We start from the raw sequence: 504 nt of genomic DNA, 5'->3' as shown, positions 1-504 counted from the left end.
TACTTATCTGAGTCAACAAACGATAGAAAACCAACTATATAATCATTATCTATTAAGTAAATCAGAATGGATAAAAAATATAGCTCTTTAAAAGGGGCTATAATGAAATGATTACAAAAAAGCTTAGAGCTAAAACTCTGAGCTTTTTTACATTCAAGTGTACCACTTACCATATCAAAGCGACAATTGGGATGGCTTCTTGATGAATTTGCTTTTCACCAAAAACAGGGCATCAAGCTGTGCATGCGAGAACCCCCTTTATAAAAATCATATATGTAAAGGAATTTGGATGATTTTGTCGAATGCATTTATCTATGAAAACACCACTTTCTCACTCGAATAATCCTAAAATTGAATCACTTCAAACTCAAGTAGAAGAACACACGRTAAAAGTGAAGGCGAGCGAAGGTTTGTATATAAAACTAACGGTTGAGTGTTAGTGGATTAAATGTTTTAAGCTATGAAATAGTTTAAATGAGGGAGGGAACGCATATCATAATTTGG

At 33.0% G+C, this 504-nt stretch carries 1 pseudogene; it reads left to right on the top strand.

Annotated elements, in window-relative coordinates:
- Window positions 1-91: pseudogene (locus AC1DTM_RS31435) on the top strand (GNAT family N-acetyltransferase); the annotation flags it as partial.
- Window positions 92-504 lie beyond the last annotated feature (413 nt).

The sequence above is a fragment of the Bacillus sp. P4_D3 genome (genome assembly GCF_056401855.1).
Note: the sequence above shows the minus strand (reverse complement) of the source record. Positions and strands in the feature narration are given on the sequence as shown.